The sequence below is a fragment of the Paraburkholderia phymatum STM815 genome (assembly GCF_000020045.1).
Taxonomy (GTDB): Bacteria; Pseudomonadota; Gammaproteobacteria; order Burkholderiales; family Burkholderiaceae; genus Paraburkholderia; species Paraburkholderia phymatum.
Genome location: NC_010625.1, coordinates 1,808,059 through 1,826,189, shown reverse-complemented (window position 1 = coordinate 1,826,189; position 18,131 = coordinate 1,808,059). Strand labels below are relative to the sequence as shown.

General features: G+C 62.3%; 15 protein-coding genes and 1 pseudogene. 5 read left to right on the top strand and 11 right to left on the bottom strand.

What is annotated here, in order from left to right:
• Positions 1 to 147: 147 nt before the first annotated feature.
• Positions 148 to 1,779, top strand: a complete 1,632-nt coding sequence (locus BPHY_RS35585) for a fatty acid--CoA ligase (RefSeq protein ID WP_041765917.1) — start codon at positions 148 to 150, stop codon at positions 1,777 to 1,779.
• Positions 1,780 to 1,962: 183 nt separating this feature from the next.
• Entirely contained in the window at positions 1,963 to 2,970 is a 1,008-nt protein-coding gene (locus BPHY_RS35580; RefSeq protein WP_012406328.1) for an AraC family transcriptional regulator, read from the top strand.
• Here BPHY_RS35580 and BPHY_RS35575 read toward each other — a convergent pair.
• Positions 2,925 to 3,416: a hypothetical protein gene (locus BPHY_RS35575; protein ID WP_244257582.1), complete on the bottom strand. Its 492-nt coding sequence runs from the start codon at positions 3,414 to 3,416 to the stop codon at positions 2,925 to 2,927. The genes BPHY_RS35580 and BPHY_RS35575 overlap by 46 nt on opposite strands.
• 542 nt (positions 3,417 to 3,958) lie before the next feature.
• Between BPHY_RS35575 and BPHY_RS35570 the strand changes: the two genes are divergently transcribed.
• Together BPHY_RS35570 and BPHY_RS35565 are read left to right on the top strand one after the other, a co-directional pair.
• Complete coding sequence (locus tag BPHY_RS35570) at positions 3,959 to 4,660, top strand: SDR family NAD(P)-dependent oxidoreductase (protein WP_012406326.1); 702 nt, start codon at positions 3,959 to 3,961, stop codon at positions 4,658 to 4,660.
• A gap of 161 nt (positions 4,661 to 4,821) precedes the next feature.
• Positions 4,822 to 5,553, top strand: a pseudogene (locus tag BPHY_RS35565) (alkaline phosphatase); the annotation flags it as partial.
• 18 nt (positions 5,554 to 5,571) lie between these two features.
• On the opposite strand, the gene BPHY_RS35560 reads toward BPHY_RS35565, so the two are convergent.
• Complete coding sequence (locus tag BPHY_RS35560; RefSeq protein WP_041765914.1) at positions 5,572 to 5,934, bottom strand: hypothetical protein; 363 nt, start codon at positions 5,932 to 5,934, stop codon at positions 5,572 to 5,574.
• Between the two features lie 831 nt (positions 5,935 to 6,765).
• Here BPHY_RS35560 and BPHY_RS35555 point away from each other — a divergent pair.
• Positions 6,766 to 7,002 (top strand): hypothetical protein, encoded by a 237-nt coding sequence (locus tag BPHY_RS35555; protein WP_157686910.1) that lies wholly within the window; start codon positions 6,766 to 6,768, stop codon positions 7,000 to 7,002.
• Positions 7,003 to 8,544: 1,542 nt separating this feature from the next.
• On the opposite strand, the gene BPHY_RS35545 is transcribed toward BPHY_RS35555, so the two are convergent.
• The 9 genes from BPHY_RS35545 to BPHY_RS35505 are packed head-to-tail and all read right to left on the bottom strand — an operon-like array spanning position 8,545 to position 18,131.
• Entirely contained in the window at positions 8,545 to 9,183 is a 639-nt protein-coding gene (locus BPHY_RS35545; RefSeq protein ID WP_012406321.1) for a hypothetical protein, read from the bottom strand.
• 3 nt (positions 9,184 to 9,186) lie between these two features.
• Positions 9,187 to 9,708, bottom strand: coding sequence for a glycoside hydrolase family 108 protein (locus tag BPHY_RS35540; RefSeq protein WP_012406320.1), 522 nt, complete (start codon positions 9,706 to 9,708; stop codon positions 9,187 to 9,189).
• A gap of 9 nt (positions 9,709 to 9,717) precedes the next feature.
• Positions 9,718 to 10,176 (bottom strand): hypothetical protein, encoded by a 459-nt coding sequence (locus tag BPHY_RS35535; RefSeq protein ID WP_012406319.1) that lies wholly within the window; start codon positions 10,174 to 10,176, stop codon positions 9,718 to 9,720.
• Between the two features lie 10 nt (positions 10,177 to 10,186).
• Complete coding sequence (locus tag BPHY_RS35530) at positions 10,187 to 11,680, bottom strand: hypothetical protein (protein WP_012406318.1); 1,494 nt, start codon at positions 11,678 to 11,680, stop codon at positions 10,187 to 10,189.
• Between the two features lie 2 nt (positions 11,681 to 11,682).
• Positions 11,683 to 12,732, bottom strand: coding sequence for a LamG domain-containing protein (locus BPHY_RS35525; RefSeq protein WP_012406317.1), 1,050 nt, complete (start codon positions 12,730 to 12,732; stop codon positions 11,683 to 11,685).
• Positions 12,733 to 12,742: 10 nt separating this feature from the next.
• A complete protein-coding gene (locus tag BPHY_RS35520) occupies positions 12,743 to 13,453 on the bottom strand; it encodes a hypothetical protein (RefSeq protein WP_012406316.1) in 711 nt (236 codons plus the stop codon).
• 2 nt (positions 13,454 to 13,455) lie between these two features.
• A complete protein-coding gene (locus BPHY_RS35515; protein ID WP_012406315.1) occupies positions 13,456 to 16,626 on the bottom strand; it encodes a phage tail protein in 3,171 nt (1,056 codons plus the stop codon).
• Positions 16,626 to 17,039, bottom strand: a complete 414-nt coding sequence (locus BPHY_RS35510) for an NlpC/P60 family protein (protein WP_012406314.1) — start codon at positions 17,037 to 17,039, stop codon at positions 16,626 to 16,628. The genes BPHY_RS35515 and BPHY_RS35510 overlap by 1 nt, the downstream gene beginning before the upstream one ends.
• 3 nt (positions 17,040 to 17,042) lie before the next feature.
• Entirely contained in the window at positions 17,043 to 18,131 is a 1,089-nt protein-coding gene (locus BPHY_RS35505; protein WP_012406313.1) for a DUF2163 domain-containing protein, read from the bottom strand.

Genomic DNA, 18,131 nt, shown 5'->3' with positions numbered 1-18,131 from the left:
TTCTCCAGAACCCTCCCCCTCACACCTGGGGGGGCAGGGTTCGTGCATGTTTCGTACTCTCGCTTTCATTGTGCCGCTCATCCGGGCGGCGCCGACTTCCACCAACGGGAGCCATTCGTGCGAGTAACCGAGACGCCCGACCACCTGATGACCACCGCCACCTCCGCCTACGCCTATCCGCTGCTCGTCAAGCAATTGCTCGTCAATTCGCTGAGCGTTTCTGCCGGTCAGGAGATCACCTATCGCGGCGACCTGCGCTACACGTTCGCGGATTTCCGCCGACGCGTCGGCCAGCTCGCCAACGCACTCGCATCGCGCGGCGTGCGGGCGGGTTCGACGGTCGCGGTCATGGACTGGGACACGCATCGCTATCTGGAAAGCTACTTCGCGATCCCGATGATGGGCGCGACGATCTTCACCGTGAACGTGCGCATTTCCGCGCAGCAGATCGCGTACACGCTTAACGACGCGCGCGCCGACGTGCTGATCGTCAACAGCGAGTTTCTGCCCGTCATCGAATCGATTCGCGGCGAACTGAAGCACCTGCGCGAGGTGATCGTCGCGAGCGACGACGCGCCGCTGCCGTGCACTTCGCTGACCATTGCTGGCGAGTATGAACAACTCGTGTCGGCGATGCCGGACGACTTCGTCTTCGAGGACTTCGACGAGAACACGCGCGCCGCGATCTTCTACACGACGGGCACGACGGGCGATCCGAAGGGCGTGTGCTACAGCCATCGACAGATCGTGCTGCATACGCTCGCCACCGCGACGACACTTTGTGCACCGCGCTCGGGCCAGCGGCTGCATCGCGACGACGTCTACATGCCGATCACGCCGATGTTCCATGTGCTCGCGTGGGGTATGCCGTATATCGCCGTGATGCTCGGACTGAAGATCGTGCTGCCGGGACGCTATCAGCCGGACGCGCTGCTGCATCTGAAGAAAACCGAGCGCGTCACCTTCTCGCATTGCGTGCCGACCATTCTGCAAATGCTGCTCGACGCGGCCGCGCGTGACGCACACGACCTGTCTGGCTGGACGATGATCATCGGCGGCTCGGCGCTGTCGCCGACATTGTGCCGCGCGGCGCTCGAACAGGGCATCGATGTGTTCGCGGGCTACGGCATGTCGGAGACGGGGCCCGTTGCGGCATTGTCGCAGTTCGCGCCCGACATAGACAGTGCCGGTATGGACGAATCCGTGCGCAGGCGTTGCATGACGGGGCGGCCTGTGCCGATGGTCGAATTGCGCGTCGTCGATGCGCAGATGAACGACGTGCCGCGCGACGGCCGCGCGCAGGGCGAGATCGTGCTGCGTTCCCCGTATCTGACGCCCGGCTATCACAACCAGCCTGAAGCATCCGAGGCGCTGTGGGCGGGCGGCTATCTGCATACACAGGACGTTGCCGTGATGACGCCGGATGGTTATGTGCAGATCGTGGATCGCATCAAGGACGTGATCAAGACGGGCGGCGAATGGGTGTCGTCGATCGAGATCGAAGCGCTCATCAACGAACTGCACGCCGTCGAGGAAAGCGCAGTGATCGGCGTGCAGGACGAACGCTGGGGCGAACGTCCGAAGGCGCTAATCGTATTGCGCCCGCACGCGAGCCTCGATGCACACGATGTGCGCGCGCATCTGCTGGGCCATGCCGCCGCGAAACGGATCAGCCGTTATGCAGTGCCCGAGGTGGAACGCGTGATCTTCGTCGCTGCGATTCCGAAAACGAGCGTGGGCAAGATCGACAAGAAGCTGCTGCGTCAACGCTTCGAATGACGAAGCTGTGGTGAAGCAGCGGGGCTTGCGGCCATTGGCAAGGACTGCATGAAGCGCTTCAAGGAGCGTGCTGTGTGCAGTCCGCGCGACGCCCGCGCGCAGCGAGAGTATCCTTTCGGTGAACTTGCAAAAGACGATACGTGTGCCGTCTTTTAGCAACATGCCGAAGAAGGATGGTGCTTCATGGATGCGGTCTCCGACGTGCTGCGCGTCGTGCGCCTGGGCGGCGCGGTCTATCTCCACGCCGAACTGACAGCGCCCTGGAGCCTGATCGGTCACGCCGATCAGGCGTTGTGCACGGCGTATCTGCCGAGGTCGGACCGCATCGTCTCCTATCATCTGATCACGGAAGGAAGCTGCTGGGCGCGGCTGCCGGACTCGACCGACCCTGCCATCCGCGTGAGCGCAGGCGAACTGCTCGTCGTGCCGCAGGGCGAGGCGCACATCATGGGCAGCGCGGTCAATATTCCGCCCGTGCCCGCTGGCCCGCTGCTCGAATCGCAACTGGCGACCATGCCAGGCGAAGTGCTGAATCTCTCGCACGGTGGAGGCGGTGCGCCGACGCGGATTCTGTGCGGCTTTCTTGCATGCGACGACGCACTTTCCAATCCCGTGCTCGGTTCGCTGCCGCGGCTCTTCAAGGTGAATGTGCGCAACGATCCGCAGTCGGCGTGGATCGAGGCCTCGTTGCGCTATGCCGCCGAAGAAGCGGCTCAACGGCGCGCAGGCAGCGCAATCGTGCTCTCGCGTTTGTCGGAACTGCTGTTCGTGTGGGCTGTGCGGCGCTGCATCGACGAGTTGCCCGACGATCGCAAGAATTGGCTGGCCGGCGTGAAGGATCGCTTCGTGGGCCGCGCGCTGTCGATACTGCATGCACAGCCCGCTTATGGCTGGACCGTCGACGAGTTGGCGCGCAAGGTCGGCCTGTCGCGCTCCGCTTTCGCGCAGCGCTTTACCGACCTGCTAGGACAGCCGCCGATGCAATATCTCGCGCGCTGGCGTCTGATCGTCGCGGCGCAGGAACTGTCGTACAGCAGCAAGGCGATTGCGGCGATTGCCGAGGAGGTGGGCTACGAATCGGAGTCGGCGTTTCATCGCGCGTTCCGACGCGAATTCGGTCAACCGCCTGCTGCCTGGCGCAAGCGTCACAGCCACGTGACGGGCGCGGAAGCTCTGGCTGCGAGCCAGTAGCGCGCGAAGTCCAGCAAAACGTGGCTATCGTGCAGCGCCTGCAGCGCACGGCTGCGCGTTCGCACTCCGCGCGGGCCGCATGTCGTTATGCGCCCAAGGCTCATGTGCCGGGACGTTTGCAGGGGCGTCGCGTACAACAGCCCATGAAGCGCGCGTGCGATCGCGTGGATCAGGCGACGCAGCGCGGCGTGCCATACAAGCGGATCGAGTATTCGCGCGCCGCGCAGCGACTTCAGCAGCGAGAGCGCCGTACTGAGTTCGCGCATATGTCGGCCGTGGTCGCTGTTCAATTGACGCGCAGCCGCGAAGCACACATCCCATCCGACATGCGTATGAACATGGAGCAGCGTGAACAGCAGCACGGGCGGCAGCAGCGCAAGGCTTTCGCGCATCAGCGGATCGCTGTGCAAGCGTGCGAGCAGTCGAGCGTGTGAATCGCCACTCATGGAGCGTCGTTGCAAGTCCGGCTGGTGGTGCATTACAAGGCCTCCTGTTACGCAACGGATGCGGATTCCCCTCGCGAGTGGCGCGATGCGTCGCGTCTGAACCCGGCGATGGATCTGGCTGGACACCCTGACTTCACAAGACCTTGCTGCCTGACGTTGTTGAACGCGCTTGCTGCAACAGTTCATTCACGGTGCTCGATGCCGTCTCGAGACTCACTATGCTGCAATGTGCTTCGATGACACTTGCCCTCGCGTCGCGCCTCTTTATCCGATCGTCCGTTTTTTTCGTGCGGGCCGGGCGGACTTTGCCTCGCGTCCTGTGCTGCGGGCGCCTTGCGATCTCGCGTCGACTAAAAGGAGTGCCTACATGCTTGCCGGAATGGGATCGCATGTCGAAGGCAAAGCGCTGACGTGCGCCGCGGCGATTGACGCGAGCGCGCCTTCCGACAACACTGTTCCCCGTGCGCGTCGTCTGCCTCACCTGCTTGCGCGACGGCGCGCGTGTCCGATGAATCCAGACCAGCGTTGGGAGCGCGTACCTCATGAACAGGTTGGACGGAACGATCGTCGCGATTACAGGCGCCTTTGGCAATCTCGGTCTCGTGACGGCGCAAGCACTCGCGGAGCGCGGCGCGAAGGTCGCGTTGATCGGCCGAGGCAAGCCGCCGGCGCATCTGCCCGCGTCGCTCGATCACGCGTGTGTCGTGAGCGGCATCGATCTCGCGGAACGCGACGCGGCGCAACGCGCGGTGGATTCGATTGCCAGCCAGCTCGGCGGTCTGAATGCGCTCGTCAATGTTGCAGGCGCCTTCAGCTGGGAGTCGATCGCCGACGGCAGCGCCGATACCTGGGAGCGCATGTTCGATGTGAACGTGAAGACGACGCTGAACGCGTCGAAGGCTGTGCTCTGGCATCTGACGCGAACGGCGGGCGGACGGATCGTCAACGTCGGCGCGATGGCGGGCCTGAAGGCAGGCATGGGAATGGGCGCATATGCCGCGTCGAAGGCGGGCGTGATGCGTCTCACGGAAGCACTCGCCGAAGAACTCAAGGACAAGGGCGCGACCGTCAACGCGATCCTGCCCAGCATCATCGACACGCCGCAGAATCGCGCGGACATGCCAGACGCCGATTTCACGCGCTGGGTGACGCCGGAACAGATTGCCGCCGTGATCGCGTTCCTGTTGTCGAAAGAGGCGCAGTGCATGACGGGCGCGCTGATTCCCGTTGCCGGCCGGGTATGACGGCTGCCGGCACTTTTCGGGTATTACTAAAAGCTGTCAAACATATTTCATAATCATTTTCTAAAGTAGCGCGTCATACCGGCGCGCCGTGGACTGCCCGATCCAGGCGTGGACTGGTTGTTGAGTCAACCAACCCATCCCCAACAATGGATCACAAGAACATGGCGCAGCCTCTCGACATCTCACGCCGCAAGGCCCTCAAGATCCTTGCCGGCGCCCCCATGCTGCCGCTCGGCAGCGCGGCCGCTGCATCGCTGCTCTCGGCCTGCGGCAGCGGTAATGATCGCGTGGCCGGCACCACACCCGCGGCGTCGACGGCTGTCTTCACGGCGGCGTCGTTCGGCGGCATGGCTGCGCCGTCGCTGGCCGACCCTGCCGCAATGGCGACGACCACGGTCGGCTCGACGCTGACCGCGCGGTTCAGCGACGGCAGCAGCCGCACGTACAAGCTCGCGTATCAGCCGTTCTTCATCACGGGGGACTTGGTGCCCAACACGGCGGGCGGCACGATCGTCGCGGGCGGCTATTTCGATATCAACAACCAGCCGATCATCGACCGCTCGGTGGCGGGCAAGGAGCGTCAGTTCTTCTCCGATTGCCCCGACGGCACCTCGCTGATCCGCCTCGACAAGCCGACCGTGAAAGGCGTCAAGGGCAACCCGGTGTTCGCCGTCGTGCAGTTCGAATACACGACGCGCGACCAGACACAGACGACGGCGGGCGACATGTACGGCAAGCTGCCGTCGCCCATCGCCGTGCTCACGCTCGATCAGGATCCGGCGACGGGTAAGCTCACGCTTGTCAGCTATTCGAACGTCGATACGTCGGGCGCGCATGGTCTGTGGATCACGTGCGGCGCGAGTCTGTCGCCGTGGAATACGCATCTGTCGAGCGTTAAACTCCATTGAAAATCAATGAGTTGGCTCGTATTTTGGTGCAGTTTTGTGCAGCCCCGAAAAAAAATTGTAACCGTGCAGGAAAACAACGTTTTCATGCGCTGGATCGCACGGTTCGCCCGGTGCGCAATCATCTGAAGATAAGACCCGAAAGTCGCCGGCGCTGCGCGTGTGCGGCGTCGGGCGCACGGCCTGCGGCACGCTCGCGAGCGCTTGCGCGATCTGCTCGCGACGCTGCTCCAGCCATGCGAGTTCGCGCTGCACGTCTGCTTTGTCCCGCCAGGGGCGCATGCTTTTGGGAGCGGCGAGGAATTGCCGCGCGTGCTTGATTTCGGCGTCGAGATTCAGCAACTCCACGAGTAGATCGGTCGCGTTCATCCTTGTCCCCTTAACGACGAGCCCACGCGGTGACGGTCCGCGCGCCGTGCATCCAGAAGGCACCGAAGTAAACTCTAGCGCTGATTAGTCGTTCTGCATATCAGGCATGACGCATGCTCATTCGCTTGTGCATGATCGGCGTTGCTGATTGTGGAATCGGGCAACGCAATTAAGCCGGGCCGGGCAGCACATACTCCGGCTATGCCCGGCCTCCTTTGTCGATCATGTGGCACGGGGGATGCTGTTAACGGAAAGCATGGCAGCACGCTCTGAGCGGTCGTCAGATGACGTTCAGAGCAGTTCGACAGGCCGGGCGCTTATCAGGACGCCTGGCCTTTTTGTTAGCGCCGGTCGCGCCTCGCAGACAGCACGCGCAGAACGAGGATTGCACGGTCGAAAACGCGCCGGACGGCCGCATCAGTCGTTTCTCCTTCCCGGTCTCTGGTCGATCATCGTGCGGCGCAGACCAACTTACTCGATGATTTGACTGACATCCAGCGTCCTCGTCGTCATCACGCTTTCTGATCGGACAATGCAGCAAGCCCGTCGTGTCAACCCCGGCTCGCTGTAGCGCTGCGTCGTGGTCATCTAAGACAAGTACATATCGCGCGTAACAACGCATCCACCGATTTGGCGTTGCGCTCTCCTTGCTCATGAACGACTGCGATTCGTGGCTGGCCTCCCGCTACCACACGAAAGTAAAACGCGCGCCGCACTTTCCGGGAGCATAATGAACTCACCGTCCCGCTCTCTATTAATGCAACCACTACTCCATCCTTCAAGCCATTGGCGGCAGAAGCGGAGCAATTCCAGCTCTCAAGGAGCCGCTTCATGTCTTCTGTGCACAGCCACCGGCGCTGTCTCGCCCTCGTAGATCGTCACATAGCCGAATGCCAGGGGCGCATCGCCCGGCTCGAAGAGATCGCTGCCCACCGCAACGGTGCTGGCTTCAACGCGGATGAATGCGAGAACCTCATATCGGTGATGCTGAGCGTCTTGGATAGCTATTTCATCCATCGCCGACAGATCATCGCCATGATCGACAGACAGGAAAAAGGTCCGTCCTGAGAAACGGACATGCGGGCGAGCGTCGTGGTCTCTGCGAATATCGCGCTATGCTTGTTCACAATGCATGCGAGCGGTTCCCCGTGAATTCCGAGGAACAAATCGAAGGATACCCGTCACTTATCAGAACGACGCCCTTTTGTTTCTTTTCGGCGTTGTCGGAGCCCGCGTTCCGTGCCGCCGCAGTCGAGCGCGTCTTCGACCGCATCGCTTCGCATCACTACTGCGCCACGGGTCCATTGCCTCGCGGCATTGATAACGGGCGGAGGTAGCCATCCGGTATGCATTGGCACAGCGCATGGCGACGCTCTGACGGAGCCCGTGCAGACCGTCAGAGCCTTACGGGCCGGGCGCCTGCGAGGGCGGCCGGCTTTTTTTAACGCCAAGGTCCGCACAAACAGCATGCGCAGGAAGAGGACATCGCGGTCGAAAACACCCATACGACACTGCGCCATTGCGTGCGTGCTCTTCGAGATTGAAAACTAACCGGGGAACCGTCAGAATTCGTGGACCGGCCACGAAATTTTTCAAGCATGCTGAACGACGACCAGTCCATTCCGATCGTTATCGATCGCGGGACACCCGCAGAGGTCGACAAATATCTGATGGCAACGCTCTGGAATCCCGGCGGGTCACATCCCTCCGTTAGCGACGTTATGCATTGGCGTAACAAGTTGCACGAGCGCGGTGATGACTTCGCGTCTCACGAATCCGCTTGCTACTACTGGCTTTGCGAACATAGAAACAGCTTTCGTCCCGGGCAGTAGGCGCAGTAATTCGCCATCGTCGCGCTCCACGTGCGAGAAGAGAGTCAGCGGCTGCATCTTGGAATGAATCACGCGGGCGCACGTGTCATCTTCTCCGGTCGCTCGCACCCAATGCACCTAGCTGCGCGGATTGGCTTGCACGGTCGGATACTTGTCACGAGCGCATGCGAGTGCTTAGCCACCTTCCCGCCATAAGTGGCCGAATCGCTCTGATAAAGTCCCGTCGGAAACCCGGATATATCCATCCAGGGTAAGCGGCGCGCAAAGCGTTCGCCGACTGCCGGAATTTGAGCGGTTCCGCACAGAACTCGTCAATCATTTTGTCATACCACGCAATGGTAGAATCGTAGCTGGGACGCGCTTTGGCTTCCGTTCGGCGCGCCCTGAGTGAGTTGAGCGTGACATGACCCCATCGTGTCGCGCATGTGTTTACGACGCGCCCGACCGTGGCGCGTCTTTTTTATATAGTATCCATCAGGTTCTCAGCGACGGTTCCCGGCGCCAATGTCCACCGTTCGGGCGGCGAGGCGGTCAGCGTATTGCGATGCAACCACGCGCCGCATGTTTCGCACCGGTACTGGAGATAGTGAGCGACGGGACGGGACGGCGTGCCAAACACACCAGAGCCGCTCAAATGTAAGTGCGCGTGGGGCTGATGCTCGGCCGACTGTCCGAGCAAGGTCGCACAATCTGGGCAAACGTTCATTCCTTTTCCCCGAATGCTATGTGTAAAAACCTCCTGCTCAGGGAATGATATGCAATTCTTTCCGAAAGGCAATTAGTGTTCGGGCGGGCTCTGTGCCACACCGAACGTTTGTGTGAAGGCCGCCGCCATCGCGTCGGTCTTCGCTTCGCTGCCCTTGCTGCTGCCATAGAAAAAACCGACCACCTGCTGCGCATTCGCGCTCACGTAGCCGATGACCGTCCCCACGAAGCCCGCCACCATGCCGACCAGCGCAGCATTCTCGACGACGACGCGCCCCGTCAGCAGCGCATATGCGCCCCACAGTGACGCAAACATGACGAGCGCGAACGTCGCGAGAATCACGACGCCGAGCCAGAACACCTTATCGTTGCGCGCGTTCGCCTCGCGCGCGTTGGCCGTGTCCTGCACGTACAGCGTCTGCTCCTGCACGGCGAGCGCGGCGAGCGCTTCCTTGCTCTTGAAACCTGCTTCCGCCATGCGCGCCGCGTAGTCCTGATCCGCTTTGCGAACCGCTGCAAGCTGCTCGGGCGTCGCGCCGCTGATCGCTGCTGCGAGCGCGTCCTGCCGCTCCTGCATGCTTGACTTGCCCGGCGTGAGCCCAAACACCGATTCGAGCGCAGCGACAGCGCCGCCGAGTATCGGCGTGCCCAGCGCGGTCGCGATGGTGGGCGCGATGCTCGCGAGCACGCCGAGCGCGTTGGATAGTGGCATGGGTCACCCCTGCGGCGTCTGCGACTGATTCAGACAGATCAGAAAACAGCGGTTCATCCAGCCATCGCCGTCGTGCGCCCAGCCCGGCAGCGTCATGTAACGACGCATGCGCAGCGTCATGAGGCGCGCTGCGTGCCATGTCGTCGCTTTCCGGGCGGCTGCGAGCGTGACGGGTCCAATATTCCCATCGACGGCAACCCCGAGCGCCTGCTGTAAAGTGACACGTGCGGTCGGTTGGCCCTGATTCACTGCGCAATCAAACGTGAGCAGCGCGAACACCCACGGAAGCGCATCGCCGCTGACCGCACCCCAGTAGTCCCGGCGATAGATCGCTTCGGCGTCATCGAGCGTCAGATTGGCGATGTCCAGATTCGGGTACGCCTTCGCGCTGATGCCGTACTTTGTGCCCTTAAGCACGCCGACGCCCTGTGTGCCGCCCGTCCAGTTGCCCGGATCTTCGGGATCCATCGAGAGCCCCGCCTCGATGCCGACGACGAGCAGAAACGCGCGCGTGAAATTGTCCATTGCTGCCCCTCAGTGCATGCGCAGATAGAACGCGATGATGGTGTTAAAGATCGACACGAGCGCAGACAGTGCGGCGATGAGCATCGCGCGCTGGCCGCTTTCCTTGGCCTTCGATGCGTCGCGCCGCTCCATGTAGAGCCGTTCCTCATCCTTCTCGTACACTTCGCGCAGCACGTAATCCCGGTTTGCCTGATCCAGCCGTTCGATGCTTTTCTCAAGCTCGCCGAGCCGTCGATTGATTTCGACGTACAGCACGCGGGAATGCTCTGCCATGCCGTCGAGGTCGTGGCGCTTGAGTTCCTTGAGACTCGCGAGCCCGGTCGTGACCTCGAAGCGCAGCGTATTGATTTTCGAGTCGATCAGTTCGCGCAAGCTCTCGATGGCGACGCGATTCGCTTCGATCTGCGCGACGTGCTCCAGCACGCGGTCGCGCGCACTCTCGCCGCCGAACACCCGGAACCGATTCATGACGCGCCCCCTATGTACAGACGACGAGAATCGGCTGCGCAATCGTCGTCGGCGTGCTCGCGGGAATGTCGGTGATGACTTCCAGATATACCTTCGCCGCACGCGCTGCCGACGCGAGCCCGTTGTCCGCGATCACTTCCGCGTAGAGCTTGCCGACGCGCGATGCGGGCGCGATGCCGTTATCCGCGATGACTTCCGTATAGACCTTGCCGACGCGTGACGCTGGCGGCGTGGCGGCGCGAGTGAGCGCGAACAGCGAGACGACGCCGCCGACGCTATCGCCCGCATTGCTGACGGTCGCGCTAAGGGTCGGCGTCGGGCTCGATGGCGGGTTGTCCCACGCGGCAATGAGTGACGGCGCGAAAGTGCTCGACACGTCGATCACCGACGCGGCAGGGCTGGCGGTCCATGAGGTCGCCGCCGTGTTGCCGTCACCGAAAAAGTACAGCGCAAGCTCATTCGCGCCCGCAGGCGTGAGCGCTGGCAGCGTGGCGGTCTGCGTGCCGGTCGCGCCGTTCGCTGCATCGAAGCCGGGCACGTTGGTCGTGGAACTGCCCGAGCGGCGCAACACATACGCCGCATAGTTCACATAGGCCGAAGCGCTCAGAGCGAATACGGGCGCGGTCGTGTCGCTGCCGCCCAACGTCTTGTAATAGACATTGAGCGGGCCCTGACTTTTGGCGAGCGTGTAACCCGATGGCGGCGTGACCGTGACGCCGCCCGAGATCGCCAGCGCGATCACGATCAGATCATCGGCGCGCGGGGCTGCCTTGGAAAAATCGATGGTCTGATTGGAGGCGCTCGTCTGTGCGCCCGCGACGAGCCCGCCATGCACGACGTTGGCCGCTGCGGGCGTGACAGGCGTATCACCTGCCGTTTTCAGCGCGATCAGCCCGCCAAACTGCACATACGCGCCCCCTGTGAGCGCCGTCCACGTCGCATCCTGCGTGCCCGTCGCGGCGGCGGTCGTCAGCGCCTTGTCGGCGATAGCGACGCACGGCCCCCCCGTCGTCAGCGCGCGCTGTGTGAAGCCGCTGGGGTAGGCAGTCGGCGCGCTTCCCGCTGCGGTATCGGCGCGCCCATAGACCGCCACTAGCTGGTCATTCGCATACGTCGGGCACACGCTCGGCGCGCGGTATTTCGTCGTGGTCGTGAAGCTGGTCGGGCAGCAGATCGAGCAGAACGCGCTCTGATCGATGGGCGCGCTCGTATCGACGCCGCTATAGGACGCAGCCGCCGTTTCCCACCACATCGAAGCCGTGGACGTAAATGTGACGCTGGACGGGTCGCCCGCCTGATACACGCGATAGCAGACGAGACAGCCGACCGCGTTATAAAGCGTCGTCCAGCCTGACGGCGGCGTGAGCGTGCCACCGCCCGCCGTGCCCTGCACAGCGGTGATGATGGTCAGATCGTTCGTCGTCGTGCCGGTCGGCAGCGAAATCGTCGTGCTGGTGGCGTTTGAGTTCGGGCCAGTCGATACGGCGCGCAGTGCTATGGTCATGGCTAGTCACCGATGCCGGGCTGCGCTGCATTGATGTTCGTTGCCGTCCACGCTGCGCCGCTCGCGTCTGTATAGAAAATGCGCTGCACGTTCTGCGCGACGCCCGGCAGCGTGAAAACGGAACCGCTCGCCACCGTGGACACAGACTTGAGCTTGGGCGTGATGCTGCGCGTGCCGTCACCTGCCGGGTTGTAGCCGAACACATTCAGCACGGCGGCATTGATCGCGCTCAGTGGCGTGTACCCGAGCCCCGGCGTGTGATACAGGTCGGTGTTCCCGCTGCCCGTATCGCTCACGTAGGCCGAACCGCTATATGCCTGACTCACGCACGAATAGTTCGCGCCCGCGCTCGGCGTGAATTGGGTCGAGTCGCCCGCCGAGCTTGGGTTAAGGCATCCGATGCGACGCGGGCCAATGGGGAAGCTGTTAAACGCCGCGCCGCTCGTGTCCCAGAAAGTCACATCATCAAAATTCGTATTGGCCTGATAGAGCGAGCCGAGCACGAAGCCCGAGGGCGTGCCTGCTGAAATCGTCGCAAGGCTCGTCAGACTGAGTTCAAGTGTGCCGTCCACGTAGCACGTGACCGAGCCCGTCGAAGCGGTGTTGAGCACCACTTTTGCCTCGAACCAGTGCCAGTTGTTATCGGCCAGATTGCGCGTGCCTGTCGTCGCGTTCGGGCTACCGCTGCCAAACGGATAGAACTTGAGCAGGCCCGACGTGGTGACATCGAACATGCCTGCGGTCGTGCCGTTCGGCGACAGCCCCATAAAGCCCGCACCGGCACTCGATACGGACGAAAACTTGACATAGCCTGCCATGCAGATCGTATAGCCTGCGCTGTACGTGAAACCGACGGGGCTCGCCAGAATCTGATTCGCCGCGCCGGCGCTCGTGCCGCCGATGTTGATCGAGCCGCCGCCGAACTTGCCGCCCGACGCAGAGAACGTGCCGAAGTTATTCCACGCCGAGCCGTTAGAACCAAGCCCCCATTTCGAGAGCACATCGGCCTTGGCTGAATACGCATCGAAGCTGTCACAGAAAAGGAGCGCCATCGTTTTCCCCTTAGCGCGTGCCGACGAGCGTCACGCTGATATTGGCGAGCGTCGCATCGGTCGTGGCCTGATTCGTGAGCGTGAGCACATCGCCCGCTGCCGTGGTGACGCTGCTCGAAAACGTGAAAGTGCCGGTCGATGCGCCCGCCGCGAAATTGACCGTACCAATCGCAGAGCCGTTGCGCGCGAGCGTGAGCGTGACCGCTGCCGTCGCCGCGACGCTGGCCGATGCATAGCTGCCGGTGAGCCCTGACGGAAACGTGACGGGGCGCGGCGTGACAATGCGCGCCATCAGCGCGCTATTCGCAGGCACGCCCGGCGAGAACATCAGCACATCGTAGGGAGCGCCCGACTGCGGCACGCTCGACGGCTGGAAGCCGCGCAGATCGGTGTAACTGGTGACCGTCGTCGTGCCCGTCACGATCTGATACAGCGGGATTTTTCCGGCAGGCACGCCCGACGTATTGACGCTGACCGCGCCTGTCACGTTGTCGGCATAGACATAATTTGTTGCGCTCGCGGTGAGCGTCACCGTGCCATTAGCGATGGCATTGCCGACGTAGTAACCGCCGTAGTAACCCCACGTGAGCAGGTTGCATGCGCTCGCGTGTCGGCCCCACAGCATGCCCGGCGACGCTGCATCAAACAGGGCATTGGCGACCACTTCCTTGTTCGCCTGATTCGTGGCGATAGTGTCGAGTAGCGTCGTGCTATTGGACATGATTACCTCGTGATGGACGTACCAGCAGCGACGCCGAGCACGCCCTGATCGCTGTGCTGTTGCACGCTGAACCAGATCACCATGCCGCTCGTGAAGCCGTCGGCGCTGATGTTTGCTGCGCTGTACACGTAAGAGCCGCCCGAGCCGTTACCGCTCACCGTGATCGATCGCACGACAGCGCCCACGCTATTGATGACGTTTAACGTGTAGCTCTCGCTCGACTCGTCGAGCGGGACATCGGTCCCATTCAGCCACGACGCGTTAACGCGCGCCCGGCGAATCCATGACAGCGTGATATCGCTCGTGCTCGCGGTGCTGCCCGGCAGCGCTTTAAAGAGCGCAGGCGACAGCGGTTGCATGCGCGCAGAGTTGACGGGTTCTTTAACCGGCGTCACCTGCTGCGTCATAAAGACATTGAGCAGATGCGGCTCGAAATACATCGTGCTTCCGACGTCGGTGTTATTGATCGCCATCTGTTGGAGCTTCGTCTGATCGAGCAGCAGGAACACATCGCCGAATGCGTGCGTGCTCATCGCGGCTTCCGTGCCGACGCGCCCACGCATGAAGCCGTTTAGCTGGTAGGTGTTCGCCGCGATCAGCGTCGCATTGCGGAAATAGACGAGTTCACCGCCGATATAGGCTGCATTGAGCCCTGCAAGGAAGTCGGAATAACTGAGCGACGACAGCGCGCCGCTATACAGAACGACCGTGACGCTGCTCAGTTCGTCGGGCTGGTTGCCGCCCGCGAACGTCGGCAATGCATTGCTCGTGTAGCCGATGACCGAGCCCGTCGTGATGTAGAAGCCTTGCGCATACGTCGAGCCATCGCGCGAGACATCGACGAGACAGCCGGGCCAGTTCGGCGCGAGCCCGCACGCGGCAAAGTACAGCCCTGCCGACGTATCGCTGTCACGCAGCGGCGGCACGTCGAGCACGACAAGCGACGTGGGCCCGCTGTAATCGATCTGCTGTGTACTGAACCCGGCTGGTGCGCCGCCCTGCACGTTATAGGACGGGCTCGGGTAAATGTCCGGCTCTTCAAAAACCGCCGTCCAGATCAGCGAGCCTTGCCCGTCGTACTGGCAGCGCACGATGCGGATGGTGTACGTCTGTCCGCTTGCGCCTTGCAGCGTGAGCACGTCGCCGGGCTCAAACGGCAGATACGCGATGCGCGTCGTAAAGGAAAACGACTTGCGACTGATCCACGCGGACCAAAGCATCGTCTGCGCGCGCATCAGCCCTTCGTCGTCTGCCATCACAATGGGGTAGTTCATCACCACATCACGATTCGAGTGCGTAACGTTGCGGAACGCGCGCTGCGTGTTCGGGTTGTAATCGCTGTTCATGCCGCTATACGTGAGCGCCAGCGAGCGCGGCAGATCGATTTCCTGCGTGATGGTTTCGGTAATGGGCGTAATGTTCTGGTCATCGCCGACCGTCGTCGAAGAGCCCAGATCGGAATAAGACACGGTCGCGAGCGATGCGCCGCCACGCCGCACGAAACGGATCAGCCCCTCAACGTCGCACGCATCGAAAAAATACGACGCCATGAGCGGCGCAAGATTGTTTCGCGTCGCCGAGTGATTCGTGACGCAGTAGCCGCGCAGATTGTCGGTGAGTTGCGACACGTCATATTGCGCCGACGTGAGCCCGGCACGCGTGCATAGATCAGCGACGACAGCGCCGACCGTCGTAAAGGAATCGGCCTGACCTAGCCAGAAGTAACCGAGCGCGATGTTATCGACACCGCCACGAGAAAACACGATGAAATTCGGGTTTATCGTGACCATCGTCGTCGCGGTATTGCCGAACGGACCCCCGCCGAGGTCAGTCAGTGAGCCGTCCTGCGTCGAGAACAGACAGACGTGACCGAGACCATTGAGCACATACAGGCGATAGTCGTTATAGGCGTGCCCGAGTACCAGCGTGCCCGACGTTGGCGCGAGCGCCCACGATGCGACGACGGCCAGCGTCGTGCGGTTCAGCCGATAGATCGTGCCGCTGCTGCCGACCGCCAGAAAGACATACACATACGACGCGGTGACGCCGAGAATGACCATCGAGCCGGAAATCGTGCTCGTGGCGCGCAGCGCGCCCGTCAGCATGTCGATGCGCCAAACGTGATACACGCCCGCGCCATAGCTCGACGTATAAAAGATATCGTCGCCGCTCTTGTTGAATGTGTCCTCCCATGAGACGAGCGTCGGCATGCCGATGCTTACGAACGCGCTCTGCATGTTCGTATTGCACAGGCCGTCGTCCATGTACCAGACGCCGTTTTGCCCGAGAAAACCCGGTTCATCCGAATAGCCGCATGCGTGCGCAGACGTGAGCGCGGCAGAGGGTGACGGGTGAAACGTGCCGACATTCACGAGCCCATCAGGCGTCAGGTTGACGACGTGCAGCCCGTCGTAACCAAGGAAATAGCCATTCCCGAACGCTTCGCCGCCGCCAGCATGCAGACATGTCGCGACCATCACCGTGCCGTCGTCCGTGTGATAGTTCCACGTGCTTTGTGACGCCGAATAGTACGCAGGCGCGATGCCCTGCACGACTTCAAACGACAGCGACGGCAGATAGTTGCCCCACGGCGACAGATCGAGCCCGGTGAACACGACATAGGCGAGCCCGCGATACGGCGGCACGTTGCCGACACCGAGCGCGCTTTCCATCGTCGGGTCAGGGTTCTGGTTCTCATCGCCGACGTACACGACGAAGTTCGTCACCATCTGGTTGCTGCCGCTGATGGCCTGAAAATTCGACGGGTTCGAGACGTCGTAAATCAGCTTGCCATTCGCCCAGATGCGACGGATGCCATTAATCGGCCCTTCACACAGACCGACCGCGAAAGACATCGATACTTTCGTCTGGCCGGGCCCGCTCTTGCCGCCTTTGCCGCCGCCCGTATCGGCGACAGGCTGACCCGCCCAGATGATGTTTCCCGCGACGCGGTACATGCCATACACAAACGGTATCGGTCGCCCGTATGCGCTGTCCTGCACGCGCAGATCGCCGGGCTGCGGGCCGTGCTGATGAATGAGAAACGAGCCCGCGACAGCGCCGAGCGTCCAGCCGATTTCAGCGCCATACACCGCGCCCGAGGGCCCGCCAGCGTAAAAGCCGATGACGCCGCCGACGACTGCGCCGACAGCCGAAACGACCATCTGTGCCATTATTCGACCCCCGGCACGTGATAGGCCGCCACGATCTGCAACCGCATGCGCTCATCCATGATCGACTCGACCACGGCGCGATTCGGCAGATACGCATGAATCATGTGTGACTCGTCGGTCATGATGGCGACGTGAATCGGCGATGCAGCCCACGCGAACAGCAGCACGTCGCCCGCCTGCGCTTCGGCGGGTGCGGTCCAGTCCAGCTGCGTTTCCATCGTGGGACGCACGCGCCCATCGGGACGCCGCCCGTAGTCGGTGATATCGAAGTCAGTAAGCCCGAGCGCCTGAGCCGTGCCGATCACGAGCCCGATGCAATCGCAGCCGACGCCCCTCAATCGACCCTGATGCATGAAGGGCGTACCGAGCCACGTCCGCGCCTCTGCAACGAACTGCGCACGCGTCACACTCATGGCTCACCCCTGCGGCCTGAGAATCGTGTCCGGTCCCGGTATGTACGGCTCACCGCGAAAGTGCACGATGTTCGAATAGCGGTCCCTGCACGTGCCGAACTGCTTGTCGCAGCCCGCCTTGATTGTGTACGTGTCGCCCACCGCGAGCGGGTACGGCAGCGCCATCGCAAGCGTGACGACGCCCGGCGAGAACGATTTGACTTCCATCGAGAACCCGGCATTCTGTCCGCTCGTGAAGGTGACGAGCCCATACGCGAAAAAGCCGATGGCATACGTGTAGCTGATGAAATACTCATTGCCTGCCGCGCTCGAATTGAACGTGTAGAGCCCCGATGCGCTCACTGAGTACTGGTTATTGCCCGGCGAGCCGGTGACTTTGGTGAGCGTGCCTTGACTGTTATCCCGCACGCTCGTATCCGCGACGAAGCTGCCGCCAGTCGGCGGAACAATCTGGATCGTGAAGGGCGTATGCGTCGGCACTTTCTGGCCGCGCGTGTCGGTGAATGACACAGTGGGCCCGACTTGCGTCAGCGTCGGATCGTTCCATGACGCGAGCCCCGCCACGCTCGCAATCGAGCCCGAGAACGTGAGCGGGCCCAGATCGATCTGACAGCGCGCGTCACCGAACACAGCGCGGCACGTCGGCGAGTAGGTTTGTCCCTGCTCCTGCTGCATCACCTGCGCGAGCCCGCGCAATTCAGCCTTGTACGTGCCATTGAGCAGCACGACTTGTCCGAGCACGCCCGATTCGAGCAGCACCGCGCCCATCGTCAGATCGGCGTAATTCACGAGCGACACCTGCACGCGTGCATAGTCCCACTGGCCGGCCTCCAGACTCGCGGGCGTAATCGCGCTGCTATCGAAAATGGCATTGACTTCCAGATTGGACGTGCTCATGTCGCTCGTCATGTCGATCTGGGAGTGCGTGTAGCCGCCCGCACTCTGATACGTCACGCCGCCGTATGTGATGGGCTGGTCAAGGTCGGTGAAGCCGAACACCTGACCATCGGTGCGCGTGATCGTCCAGAGCGTCGCAAGCGTCTGCACGTCGCTCGCCAGATGCGCGAGCATCGCCGCTGAAAGCGTGCGCAT

Bases quoted from the DNA above. Each gene is read 5' to 3' on its own strand.
- BPHY_RS35585 (WP_041765917.1), top strand. From the start codon at position 148: ATGACCACCGCCACCTCCGCCTACGCCTATCCGCTGCTCGTCAAGCAA.
- BPHY_RS35580 (WP_012406328.1), top strand. From the start codon at position 1,963: ATGGATGCGGTCTCCGACGTGCTGCGCGTCGTGCGCCTGGGCGGCGCG.
- BPHY_RS35575 (WP_244257582.1), bottom strand. From the start codon at position 3,416: ATGAGTGGCGATTCACACGCTCGACTGCTCGCACGCTTGCACAGCGAT.
- BPHY_RS35570 (WP_012406326.1), top strand. From the start codon at position 3,959: ATGAACAGGTTGGACGGAACGATCGTCGCGATTACAGGCGCCTTTGGC.
- BPHY_RS35560 (WP_041765914.1), bottom strand. From the start codon at position 5,934: ATGAACGCGACCGATCTACTCGTGGAGTTGCTGAATCTCGACGCCGAA.
- BPHY_RS35555 (WP_157686910.1), top strand. From the start codon at position 6,766: ATGTCTTCTGTGCACAGCCACCGGCGCTGTCTCGCCCTCGTAGATCGT.
- BPHY_RS35545 (WP_012406321.1), bottom strand. From the start codon at position 9,183: ATGCCACTATCCAACGCGCTCGGCGTGCTCGCGAGCATCGCGCCCACC.
- BPHY_RS35540 (WP_012406320.1), bottom strand. From the start codon at position 9,708: ATGGACAATTTCACGCGCGCGTTTCTGCTCGTCGTCGGCATCGAGGCG.
- BPHY_RS35535 (WP_012406319.1), bottom strand. From the start codon at position 10,176: ATGAATCGGTTCCGGGTGTTCGGCGGCGAGAGTGCGCGCGACCGCGTG.
- BPHY_RS35530 (WP_012406318.1), bottom strand. From the start codon at position 11,680: ATGACCATAGCACTGCGCGCCGTATCGACTGGCCCGAACTCAAACGCC.
- BPHY_RS35525 (WP_012406317.1), bottom strand. From the start codon at position 12,732: ATGGCGCTCCTTTTCTGTGACAGCTTCGATGCGTATTCAGCCAAGGCC.
- BPHY_RS35520 (WP_012406316.1), bottom strand. From the start codon at position 13,453: ATGTCCAATAGCACGACGCTACTCGACACTATCGCCACGAATCAGGCG.
- BPHY_RS35515 (WP_012406315.1), bottom strand. From the start codon at position 16,626: ATGGCACAGATGGTCGTTTCGGCTGTCGGCGCAGTCGTCGGCGGCGTC.
- BPHY_RS35510 (WP_012406314.1), bottom strand. From the start codon at position 17,039: ATGAGTGTGACGCGTGCGCAGTTCGTTGCAGAGGCGCGGACGTGGCTC.
- BPHY_RS35505 (WP_012406313.1), bottom strand. From the start codon at position 18,131: ATGCGCACGCTTTCAGCGGCGATGCTCGCGCATCTGGCGAGCGACGTG.